Source organism: uncultured Frigoribacterium sp., from assembly GCF_963515265.1.
In the GTDB taxonomy this organism is placed as follows: domain Bacteria; phylum Actinomycetota; class Actinomycetes; order Actinomycetales; family Microbacteriaceae; genus Frigoribacterium.
Genome location: NZ_CAUPYL010000071.1, coordinates 1 through 11,499, shown reverse-complemented (window position 1 = coordinate 11,499; position 11,499 = coordinate 1). Strand labels below are relative to the sequence as shown.

The 11,499-nt window shown below is 72.5% G+C and carries 9 protein-coding genes and 1 pseudogene; 5 read left to right on the top strand and 5 right to left on the bottom strand.

The features are described from left to right. Nucleotides 1-393: pseudogene (locus RWM17_RS07845) on the top strand (metallophosphatase); the annotation flags it as partial. Between the two features lie 210 nt (nt 394-603). Beyond that, nucleotides 604-1,620: an NAD-dependent epimerase/dehydratase family protein gene (locus RWM17_RS07840; RefSeq protein WP_314102523.1), complete on the top strand. Its 1,017-nt coding sequence runs from the start codon at nt 604-606 to the stop codon at nt 1,618-1,620. Between the two features lie 27 nt (nt 1,621-1,647). On the opposite strand, the gene RWM17_RS07835 is transcribed toward RWM17_RS07840, so the two are convergent. Next, on the bottom strand, nt 1,648-2,316 hold the full coding sequence (locus RWM17_RS07835; protein WP_314102522.1) for an HAD-IA family hydrolase: 669 nt from the start codon (nt 2,314-2,316) through the stop codon (nt 1,648-1,650). Nucleotides 2,317-2,856: 540 nt separating this feature from the next. Here RWM17_RS07835 and RWM17_RS07830 point away from each other — a divergent pair. Both RWM17_RS07830 and RWM17_RS07825 read left to right on the top strand, forming a co-directional pair. After that, a complete protein-coding gene (locus RWM17_RS07830) occupies nt 2,857-3,759 on the top strand; it encodes an aminodeoxychorismate lyase (protein WP_314102521.1) in 903 nt (300 codons plus the stop codon). A gap of 177 nt (nt 3,760-3,936) precedes the next feature. Then, a complete protein-coding gene (locus RWM17_RS07825; protein WP_314102520.1) occupies nt 3,937-4,212 on the top strand; it encodes a hypothetical protein in 276 nt (91 codons plus the stop codon). Between the two features lie 147 nt (nt 4,213-4,359). On the opposite strand, the gene glgX is transcribed toward RWM17_RS07825, so the two are convergent. Continuing rightward, entirely contained in the window at nt 4,360-6,423 is a 2,064-nt protein-coding gene (gene glgX, locus RWM17_RS07820; protein ID WP_314102519.1) for a glycogen debranching protein GlgX, read from the bottom strand. Nucleotides 6,424-6,687: 264 nt separating this feature from the next. Between glgX and RWM17_RS07815 the strand changes: the two genes are divergently transcribed. Then, nucleotides 6,688-7,737, top strand: coding sequence for a hypothetical protein (locus RWM17_RS07815; protein WP_314102518.1), 1,050 nt, complete (start codon nt 6,688-6,690; stop codon nt 7,735-7,737). Between the two features lie 127 nt (nt 7,738-7,864). On the opposite strand, the gene RWM17_RS07810 is transcribed toward RWM17_RS07815, so the two are convergent. From RWM17_RS07810 to RWM17_RS07800, 3 genes are all read right to left on the bottom strand, one after another. Further along, nucleotides 7,865-9,850, bottom strand: a complete 1,986-nt coding sequence (locus RWM17_RS07810; protein ID WP_314102517.1) for an amino acid transporter — start codon at nt 9,848-9,850, stop codon at nt 7,865-7,867. Between the two features lie 284 nt (nt 9,851-10,134). Further along, nucleotides 10,135-10,830 (bottom strand): response regulator, encoded by a 696-nt coding sequence (locus RWM17_RS07805; protein WP_123547077.1) that lies wholly within the window; start codon nt 10,828-10,830, stop codon nt 10,135-10,137. After that, on the bottom strand, nt 10,827-11,499 hold a 673-nt coding region (locus RWM17_RS07800; protein WP_314102516.1), incomplete at its 5' end, for an ATP-binding protein. The genes RWM17_RS07800 and RWM17_RS07805, both read right to left, overlap by 4 nt.

Sequence of the window (11,499 nt, the reverse complement as noted above, 5' to 3'; positions counted from 1 at the left end):
GTGCTGCACCACCCGCCGCTCCCGGCGCCCACCACGCTGCACCGGTCGCTGGCGCTGCAGGCCCCGGAGGCGCTGGCCGCGGCCCTCGAGGGAACGGACGTCCGCGTCGTCCTCGCCGGCCACTACCACCGGCACGTCGTCGGCTCCCTGGCGGGGGTGCCCGTGCTCGTGGCCCCGGCCGTCGCGAACGAGACCGACGTCTGCGCGCCGCACGGCACGGAGCGGGCCGTGCGCGGGTCGGGGTTCCTCGTCGTCGACCTGCTCCCCGACGGCTCGGTGCGCTCGACGCCCGTGCGGGTGCACGACGAGCACGACGGCGACGAGGTGTTCGTCCTCGACGAGGAGGCGGTGCGCGCGATCGCCGCGGCCGCCGGCGCCCCGGCCCCCGCCTGACCCCTCGCGTTCCCTCTCCTGACCGCCGGGACGGCTCGAGTGGTCACGAACGGTCCGCCCCGGGCGCGGGTGCGACCGTACGTGACCACTCGACGCCGCTCGCCCGGCGCCGGCCCAGGCGCGCCGCGTAGGGTCGAGGAGACGCCGGGTCCGCGTGGGCGGGCCGGGGCGTCGACACCTGTCCGAGAGCTATGCGAGGGAGACCGCAGCATGCGCGTGGTCGTCGTCGGAGCCACCGGCAACCTGGGCACGGCCCTGTTGACGCGGCTCCAGTCCGAAGCCGACGTCACCGAGCTGGTCGGCGTCGCCCGCCGTGCGCCCCGCACGGCCTCGCCGCCGTACGGCGACGTCCAGTGGTTCACCCTCGACGTCGGCGACGCCGCCTCGCCCGACCGGCTCGCCCGCGCCTTCGTCGGCGCCGACGCCGTCGTGCACCTCGGCTGGGCGCTGCAGCCGAGCCACGACCGCGACGCGATGTGGCGCACCAACGTCGTCGGGACCCGCCACGTGCTCGACGCCGTCGCCCTGGCCGGGGTGCCGCACGTGCTCGTCGCGTCGTCCGTCGGCGCCTACAGCCGCGGCCCGAAGTCGCGTCGCGTGTCGGAGTCCTACAAGACCAAGGGCGTCCGCCGGTCGAGCTACTCGAAGCACAAGGCGGTCAACGAACGACTGATGGACGCGTGGGCCGCGACGCACCCCGACGTCGTCCTGACGCGGATGCGTCCCGGCCTCGTGTTCCAGCCTGCCGCCGCGAGCGAGATCGTCGGCCTGTTCCTCGGCCGCTGGGTCCCGACCCGGTGGATGCAGCACCACCGCCTCCCGTTCCTCCCCCTCGCGCCGCGCTTCGTGTCGCAGGTCGTGCACGCCGAGGACGTCGCCGACGCCTTCTGGCGCGCGATCGACCGCCGGGTGGGCGGGGCCTTCAACCTCGCGGCCGAGCCGATCGTCGACCCGCAGATGGTGGCCGAGGCGTTCGGCACGCGGCTGCTGCCCGTGCCCTACCGCGTGATGCGCGCCGCGGCGCTCGTGACGTGGCTGCTGCGCCTGCAGCCGACGGAGCCCGGTTGGCTCGACATCGCCGCCAAGGTGCCCGTCATGTCGACCGACGCCGCGCGCGAGCAGCTCGGCTGGGTGCCGAGGCACTCCTCGGGTGAGACGCTGCGTGCCTTCGCCCGCGCGATCGGCCGACGCGACTCGCACGCCGGCTCGCACCCGCTCAGCGGCTGAGGGCCGCGCAGGCGCTGCCGCCCGGGCTCAGAGCCTGAGCGTGAGCAGCCCGTCGTCGCCGAGCTCGACCACGGCGCCGCGGTAGTCGGTGATGCGCGTCAGCCCCTCGGCGGCCGGCCCGTCGTGGTCGCCCACGACCACGACCTGGGCCCCGGAGGCGCGTGCGGCCTGCAGCCCCGCCTCCGCGTCCTCGAAGACGACGACGTCGCCCGGCTCGACGCCCAGCAGCTCCGCCGCGCGCAGGTACCCGTCGGGAGCGGGCTTGCCGACCGGCACGTCCTCGGAGGCGAGCACTACCGCGGGCAGCCCGACGCCCGCGACGGCGGTGCGGCTCCGCGCGATGTCCACCGGGGCGCTCGTCACCAGCGCGACGAGCTGCGCGGGCAGGGCGGCGACGAACGCGGCCGCGCCGGGGATCTCCACCACGCCGTCGGGGGCCTCGCCCTCGACCGACAGCAGCGCGTCGACGTGCCGCAGCACCGCCTCCTCGTCCAGCTCGGGCAGGAACCGCCTGACCGTGTCCGCGGTCTGCCGGCCGTGCGCGAAGGCCAGCACCTCGCCGGGGTGCAGGCCGAGCGGCCCGCACCAGTCGGTCCAGATGCGCTCGACGAGGGCGGTCGAGTCGACGAGCGTCCCGTCCATGTCGAAGACGACCGCCCGGGCGGTCAGGGTCGTGCGAGGCTGCTCGGGGCTCATGGCGTCAGTCTGTCGCACGACGGCGGGCAGGCAGGGGACCTCGCCGGGGTACGGGCCCGGCCGAGCTGCTCCGTGCAGCCTGTGCATGCCGTGCGCGTCCGCTGGCCCCCTTCCGGGGAACTCGACGGAACGCGTAGCCTTGTCGGGTCGGGACCTCACCGGTCCCACAGGATGTCGCTCCCCGCGAGCGTTCCCTGCCCGTGAAGCTCACGCTCGCGGGGCGGCATCCGGGCCGCGCTCCTCGCTCGAGGGGCGCGGCCCCTCCTCGGAGGATCACCCTCGTGACGATCTGCCCTTTGTGACGCTCTGCCCCTCGTGACCCTCCGCAGCGATCGTCCCTGCGTGAAGCTCCGACTGTGCGGAGAGCCACGTGCCTGCTCGAGGCGGGCTCCGCCAGCCTACGACCGCGGACAGCGTCCCGACAGGGGTTGACTCCGTCGAAAGAGCCTGGTCAACATCCATTTTCGCTAGACGCTCTCACTAGTCCGCCTAGCGACTCCACCGGGGCCGCCACCGCACAGCGCTGCTAGCGTCGCCCCCATGACCGACGCCCCTCCTCCCGTGCTCGTGCTGATCGACCGAGCGGCCGCGGGCGGGCCGCCTCGGGCGCCCGGCGAGACGGGCTGGCGGGTCGTCGACCCGGCCGAGCACACGATCCACGTCACCGACCTGGGCGTCACCCGCGGCGACGGGATCTTCGAGGGGCTCGGCGTCTCGCACGGCTCGATCCAGGCGCTCGAGCCGCATCTCGCCCGGCTCGCCCGCTCGGCGGCCCTGCTCGACCTGCCCGAGCTCGACCTCGACGTGATCCGGGCCGCCTGCCTCGAGTCGGCCAGGCTGCACGAGCCGGCACCGCTCCTCCTGCAGAAGCTCGTCGTGACGCGAGGGATCGAGGGAGGCGACGGGTCGCCGACGGCGTGGGTGCGCACCGAGCTGATGCCCGACCACGACGCCGAGCGCGTGGACGGCATCCGCGTCGTGTCGCTCGACCGCGGCTACCGGCACGACGTCGCACGGACCTCGCCGTGGCTGCTGCAGGGCGCCAAGACGCTGTCGTACGCCGTCAACAAGAGCGTGCTGCGCGAGGCCGCCCGCCGAGGAGCCGACGACGTGCTCTTCGTGAGCAGCGACGGCTACGCGCTCGAGGGGCCGTCGGCGTCGCTGATCGCGCGCCTCGACGGCGTGTACGTCACGCCGCGCACCGACCAGGGCATCCTCGAGGGCACGACCCAGGCCGCCGCCTTCGAGGTGCTCCGCTCGCTCGGGCACGAGGTCGCCGAGGTGCTGCTGCCGATGGACGAGGTGCGCCGGGCCGACGCGCTCTGGCTCGTCTCGAGCGGTCGGCTGGTCGCGCCCCTCTCGTCGCTGGACGGCGAACCGGTGACGATCGACGCCGAGGTCACCCGGCAGCTCTCGGACGCCCTCGTCGCGCGGCGGGCCTGAGGCGACACGAGGCCTGCTCAGGGCTGGTGCCGAGGGTATCCGCGACGCGAACAGTAGTTAGGTGAGCTAGACACTTCCGGGGTCGACTGCGATGGTGGGGACGTGCCGATTCACGGCGGCACAGCCATCATCCGCAGTTCGATCAGGCGTTCGCAGGGCGCCGGGAATGAGCCGAACATGTCCACAGGAACCTCGCCGTCCCCCCTCCGCTCCGTGTCGGCCCGCGAGCTCGCGGCCCTCGACCCGGAGCAGCTCGTCAAGCACGTCCGCTCCCGGGTCGACGTCACCAGCGACAGCTCCTACCGACGCGAGTCGAGCGTCGCGCCGGTCCACGTCTCCGTGTACCCGAAGCGCCGCCGCACCGCACGGACGCCCCGCGTGCCCGTCGTCGCGGCCGGCCCGTCCTACGCGGACTTCTTCGTCGAGCCCGCACGTCAGCTCGCGACGGCCTGACGGCGCCGACGCTCCACACGCCGGAGGGCGGGCACCCTGGGTGCCCGCCCTCCGGCGTTCTCGTCCGCGGTCCCGTTCCCGGTACCGGCGCGACCTGACCCGAGGAGGCGACGCGCGCCTCCTCGGGTCAGCTCCCGCCCGGTGCCCCTAGGAGGCGCGGCTGCGGAGCAGCGTGAAGCTCGCGTCGCGCACGAGCAGCGTCGTCACCGGACCCTCGACCCGCTGGTCGGGATCGCTCGAGCTGGCGAGCTCCCACTCGCCGTGCGGCGCCTCAGGCACCTGGAACTCGACGACGCTCGTCGAGCCGTTGGTGAGGTAGGCGAAGGCGTCGGCGTCCTTGTGCGTGAGCACGAACGTGATCGCCTTGTTCTCGCCCTGCTGCCAGTCGCCCGTCGAGAACGAGTGGTCGTCGGCACGGCGCACCTGGACGTGGTCGTCGCTCTCGACCTCGGGCGCGTAGCGGAACCAGTCGGGGCGCAGCGCCGGGTTCTCGCGGCGCAGCGTGATCAGCTCGGTCGTGAAGGCGAGCAGGTCGCGGTCGGCGCGCTCCCAGTCGAACCACGAGATCTCGCTGTCCTGGCAGTAGGCGTTGTTGTTGCCGCCCTGGCTGCGCGCGATCTCGTCGCCGCCGAGGATCATCGGCACGCCCGCGCTGATCAGCAGCGTCCCGAGGAAGTTGCGGCGCTGGCGGTCGCGGTACTCGTTGACGGCGCCGTCGTCGGTGGGGCCCTCGACGCCTCCGTTGAACGACTTGTTGTCGCTCTCGCCGTCGTTGTTGTCCTCGCCGTTGGCGTCGTTGTGCTTCTCGGCGTACATCGTCAGGTCGGCCAGCGTGAAGCCGTCGTGCGCGGTGACGAAGTTGACGCTCGAGAGGGGCGAGCGGCGCGAGTCCTCGTAGACGTCGGGGCTGCCGAGCACGCGGTCGGAGAAGGTCGACAGGACGCCGGGCTCGCCGTTCCAGAACTCGCGGACGTCGTCGCGGAACTTGCCGTTCCACTCCGACCAGTCGGCCGGGAAGCCGCCGACCTGGTAGCCGGCGGTGTCCCACGGCTCGGCGATCATCTTGACGCTCTGCAGCACCGGGTCCTGGTGGATCAGCGTGAGGAACGCGCTGTGCTCGCTGGCCTCGCCGCCCTGACGCGTCAGCGTCGTCGCCAGGTCGAAGCGGAAGCCGTCGACGTGCATCTCGGTGACCCAGTAGCGCAGGCTGTCCATGATCAGGCCGAGCGCCGCCGGGTGGCTGACGTTCAGGCTGTTGCCGGTGCCGGTGGTGTCGAAGTACGCCGACTCCTCGCCCTCGACCAGGCGGTAGTACGACGCGTTGTCGATGCCCTTGAACGAGATCGTCGGGCCCATGTGGTTGCCCTCGGCCGTGTGGTTGTAGACGACGTCCATCCACACCTCGAGGCCGGCCTCGTGGAAGGCCTTGACCATGGCCTTGAACTCGGCGACCTGGCCGCCTCGCGTGCCTGCCGCCTCCGAGGCGTACTCGTCGTGCGGCGCGAAGAAGCCGATGGAGTTGTAGCCCCAGTAGTTGCGGAGGCCCTTCTCCTCGAGGTGGCTGTCCTGCACGAACTGGTGCGTGGGCAGCAGCTCGACGGCGGTGACGCCGAGGTCGGTGAAGTACTTGATCGCGGCCGGGTGCGCGAGGCCCGCGTAGGTGCCGCGGATCTCCTCGGGCACGTCGGGGTGCGCCTTCGTGAAGCCCTTCACGTGCACCTCGTACACGACCGTGTCCTCGAGGGCGGTCAGCGGGCGCTCGTCGGAGCCCCAGTCGAAGTCGCGGTCGGCGATCACGTTGCGCGGCATGGCCGACGCGGAGTCGGTCGTGTCCATCGTCTCGGGCTCGTCCATGTCGTGGCCGAACACGGCCTGGCCCCAGTCGAAGCGGCCGTCGAGGGCCGTGGCGTAGGGGTCGAGGAGCAGCTTGTGCTCGTTGTGGCGGAGGCCGGCGGCCGGGTCCCAGGGGCCTGCGACACGCAGGCCGTAGCGGGAGCCGACGCGCGCCTCCTCGACGACGGTGTGGAACACGTGGCCGGTGCGCTCGGTGAGCTCGTGGCGGGTCTCGGTGCCCGAGGTACCGTCGTCCGCATCGTCGAACAGGCAGAACCAGATCTTGTCGGCGGTCTCGGAGTACACGGCGACGTGGGCGCCGCCGCCCTCGAGGGGCGTGACGCCGAGGGGGTAGGGCAGGGAGCGAGAAGCGGTCATGCACCAGACATACAGGCTGCGCGGCTGCGGGGGCCAAGCTGAGCGCCGCTCCGGCTGTACCCCGCCGCTGCGCCACGCCCGCGCCTCCACCCGCCGCGCCCGCCCTTCTTGACCCCGTTCGGACACAGTGCCGCGCTACAGCGCGTCATCTTGTCCGGAAGACATCCCGAAGGGGATTCCTCCCCAGCAGCCTTCACAGGTCGCCTCTCCCCGGCAACAGCCGTCTGCGACACGGGCGTCCTCCTCGAGAACGACACTCGGCACATGACCTCACCTGACCCGTTCCGCGTTCCGCTGAGCTTCGCGGCGACCTACGGTGATGCGAAGGAGGCGCGGGCGCTGAGACGAGGCCACGAACGGGGCGACATCCATCGTGTGCGCCGAGGTGTGTACGTCGCCGCGGCCGCCTGGACGGCTCTCGACGACCGTGGCCGTCACGTCGTCACCGTCCGTGCCGCGCTGGCAGGACATCCAGCTCGGCTCGTGGCGTCCCACGACTCGGCCGTCGCCGTCCACGACCTGCCACGCGTCCACCGCGCGTTCGGCGAGGTCGTGCAGCTCGTCGATCCTCTCCGCGCCGAGGCCCGCCGCGCTCGTCTCGTCCACGTGCGTCCGGGCGAGCTCGCCGCCCGCGACGTGGTCGACGTCGCGGGCGTTCCGTCGACGTCCCTCTCGCGCACCGTCGTCGACGTGGCCAAGTCCGCGTCGTTCGGAGACGCCGTCCTCTGTGCCGACGCGGCCCTCCGGCGCATCGTCCTCCGCGGTCGGCACGATGCGGGGCCCCACGTCGATGAACGGCTGGCCAGGGTCCGAGCCGATCTGCTCGCCTCGGTCGGCCCCGGTGACCGTCGAGGGGGGAGCGCGGCGGCACGCGTGATCGAGTTCGCGTCTCCGTGGGCGGAGAACGGCGGCGAGTCCCTGGCCCGGATCGCGCTGCACGAACTCGGCGTCGAAGCCCCCTTCCTCCAGAAGGCCGTCACGGTGCGCGGCCGGTTCGCGGGGCGAGGCGACATGCACCTGCCCGACGACGGCGCCCTGCTCGAGTTCGACGGCATGGAGAAGCTCGTCGACGGGAAGATGCTCGCCGGACGTTCGACCGCTGAGGCCCTCCGACAGATGAAGGCACGCGACCGGGAGCTGCTGCGGTCGGGAGAGGTGCGCACGGTCGTGCACTTCGATCTCCTCGACGTCGTGCACCCTGCACGGCTGGCAGATCTGCTGCGCGCGGCAGACGCCGCCGTCGATCCCCGCCGCGTGCGCGCGGCCGTGCGCCTCGCGGCCGCCCGCTTCGCGCGTCCTGACTCGCCAGGCTGACGCGTTCCGGACGGGATGACGCGCTCTTGCGCGTCAATTTGTCCGGTAAGCGTCAGATGAGGGGGCAAGGGGTGCCCGGGCGCGGGCGGGCGGGGTGCGGGGCGCGGGCGGCCGGAGCGGGCGGCGGCTAGCTGACGTGCACGTCGGGGCGGCGTGAGCGGTGCGGCTCCGCCTGCCGCAGCACCTCGCGCGTCACGGGCGCCACCTCGCCGGCCCCGGTCACCAGGAACCGGCCCATGTTCGACAGCGGGCTGCCCTCGGTCCACTCGAAGTAGACGTCGGGCACGACCCCGGTCTCGTCACGCACCGCGAGCAGCACCGACGCGATCGTGTTGGGCACGGCGCCGCTGGTGACGCGCAGCACGCGGTAGCCGTGCACGACGCAGCCGGTGACCTCGAGGTCCTCCTCGAAGTCGGACGAGTCGCCGGGGTGCACCTCGAGGAAGATCACGGGCGAGCGCTGCGGGATGCCGCTGTACTTGCGCTCGGCGCTCAGCTTCTTCTTGTAGATCTCGGCGACCTCGCGGCCCGGCTCGTGCGCGATGATGCGGATCGAGCCGTACTCGTCGGCGTCCTCCCGGACGTAGCCGAGCGACGTGTCGTCGAACGAGATCGACGTCGCGCGCAGCTGGAACGACCGTCGCACCCGCGAGATCAGCGACACCGCCATGATGCCCACGATGAAGATCGCGGCGATCCGGACGCCGTCGGGGCGCTCGACCACGTTGACGACCGTCGTGTAGACGAAGACGACGGCGATGACGCCGAAGGCGACGGTCCGCTTGCGCTGTCGCGCCCGGCGCGCGGACAGGGTCACCGCCACGGAGGCGCTGGTGATGAGCACGAGCACCCCCGTCGCGTACGCCCCGCCCTGGGCGTCCACATCGGCGTCGAACACGATCGTGATGACGAAGGCGATCGCCGTGAAGACGAGCACCAGCGGCCGCACGGCCCGCGCCCACTGCGGCGCCATGCCGTAGCGCGGCAGGTACCGGGGCACGATGTTGAGCAGCCCCGCCATCGCCGAGGCGCCGGCGAACCAGAGGATGCAGATGGTGGCGACGTCGTAGAGGGTGCCGAAACCGTTGCCGAGGTAGGCGTGCGCGAGGTAGGCGAGGGCACGGCCGTTCGCCTCGCCTCCCGACTGGAACTCCTCCTGCGGGATCAACAAGGTGGTCACGAAGCTCGACAGGATGAGGAACGAGCTCATGATGATCGCGGCCGACGTGAGCAGGCGGCGTGCACCGCGGATCCGGCCGACCGGCTGCTGCGGGGTGTCGCTCGCGTCGCCGGTGATCTGCGGCATGACGGCGACGCCGGTCTCGAAGCCCGACAGGCCGAGCGCGAGCTTCGGGAACACGATCAGCGCGATGCCCACCATGACGAGCGGGTTGCCGTGCTGCACGGTCAGCGCCTGCCACCAGTTGCCGATGACGACAGGGTTCTCGGCGACGTGGGCGAGCGCCACGGCGATCACGACGAGGTTGAGCGTCAGGAAGACGCCGACCAGGACGACGGCGATGCCGATCGCCTCCTTGAATCCCCGGAGGAACACCGCGGCCAGCAGGGCGACCAGGAACAGCGTGATCGGCACCTCGGCGCCGTGGAACCACGACGGCGCGAAGGGGTTCTCGACGGCGTGCGCGGTGGCGTCTGCGGCCGAGAGGGTGATGGTGATCATGAAGTCGGTGGCGGCGAAGCCGAGCAGGACGAGCACGAAGACCTTGCCGCCCCACCAGGGCAGCAGGCGCTCAAGCATCGCGATCGAGCCCTCGCCGCGCGGGCTCTCACGGGCCACGCGTCGGTAGACGGGCAGCGCGCCGAAGAGGGTCAGCAGCACGAGCACGATGGTCGCCAGCGGCGAGAGCAGGCCGGCTGCGACGGCGGCGATGGCCGGCTGGTAGCCGAGGGTCGAGAAGTAGTCGACCCCGGTGAGGCACATGACGCGCCACCACGAGTGCGTCTTCTCGACGGTGGTGGCGTGCGGCCCCTGGTGGGCGCCGCTGTTCTCGGAGAGGCCGCCCAGCAGCCAGCCGCGGAGGCGCGACCCCGACGTGCGGGAGAGCGCCGGTTCCCGCGCATCGGCGTCGCGCTGCTCGGACGTCGTGGACACGGTGACCTCTCGTCGCTCGTCGCACCCGGGACGGCTCGACGGAGCAACGCTACGCCCGGCGCGACGCCGCCCAGGCCGGTCGGGCGTAAGGATGTCGTGAGGACTTCAGGCGTCCGCAGCATGCATCCAGCGTGTCCACGGCGGGGACGCAGCTCGCCACGTGCGCAGCCCGGCGGCGGTCTCGGCAGTCAGGCTCCTCGGCGGTCTGGCCCGTCTGAGGTCAGGCTCGTCTCAGGTCGGGCTCGTCCGAGGTTAGGCTCGTCCGGGGTCAGGCTCGTCCGGGGTCAGGGCTTCTCGGCGCCTCCGTCCGGCACGAAGCGGTAGCCCATGCCCAGCTCGGTGACGAGGTAGCGCGGCTCGGCCGGCACCGGCTCGAGCTTCTTGCGCAGCTGCGCGAAGTAGAGGCGGAGGTAGCCGGTGTCCTTCGCGTGGAACGCGCCCCACACCTGGGTCAGCAGGGTCTCGCGGGTGACGAGCTTGCCGGGGCTCTGCAGCAGCAGCTCGAGCACGCGCCACTCGGTCGGCGTCAGCCGCACGAGCTCGCCGGCGCGCGTCACCGTCGTGGCGGACAGGTCGACCCGCACGTCGCCGAACTCGACCACGGGCGTGTCGTCGTCGCCGGGAGCGAGGCGGCGGGTGAGCGCGCGGATCCGCGCGAGCAGCTCCTCCATCGCGAACGGCTTCGTCACGTAGTCGTCGGCGCCGGCGTCGAGCGCCTCGACCTTGTCGGCGGCGTCGGTGCGCCCGGAGACGACGAGCACGGGGGCCGTCGACCAGCCGCGCAGGCCCGCGATCACCTCGACGCCGTCGAGCCGCGGCATGCCGAGGTCGAGCATGACCAGGTCGGGGTGCTGCGTCATGGCGACGTCGAGCGCCTCACGGCCGTCGGACGCGGTGTGGATCTCGTAGCCGTGGGCGCCGAGGGTCACCTTGAGCGCCCGCAGGATCTGCGGGTCGTCGTCGGCGATCAGGATCTTCACGGGCCCTCCTCGACGACGGTACCGCCCGCAGGAGGCGCCGATCGCGTCCCCGACGTACGGATCCCGTGAGGATCCGCCCCGGCGCCCGGGGCAGGGGCCTCGGGCAGGGAGACGACGGCGGTGAGGCCGCCGCCCGGGGTGTCGTCCATCGTGAGGGTGCCGCCCATCGCCTCCGTGAACCCCTTGCTCAGCGCCAGGCCGAGCCCGAGCCCCGTGGAGTTGTCCGTGTCGCCGAGCCGCTGGAACGCGACGGTGATCTCGTCGCGGCGCTCGGGCGGGACACCGGGCCCGCGGTCGACGACCCGCACCTCCACCCGGCCGGCGAAGCCGCTGGTCGAGATGCGCACGAGGGTGCCGTCGGGCGAGTGGCGCAGCGCGTTGTCGAGCAGGTTGACGAGGACGCGCTGCAGCAGCACGGCGTCGGCCACGACGGCCGGCACCGACGCACGCAGCGCCAGCTCGACGTCGGCGGGCCCGAGCCCGAGCTCGTCGAGCGCCCCGAGCACGACGTCGTCGACGTCGACGACCGCCGTGCGGACGGCCAGCGCGCCGGCCTGCACCCGGCTGACGTCGAGCAGGTTGGTGACGAGGGACGACAGCGACTCCAGGCTCTCCCACGCGGTGGCGAGCAGCTCGTCCCGGTCGGCGTCGCTCCACTCGACGCCGGGC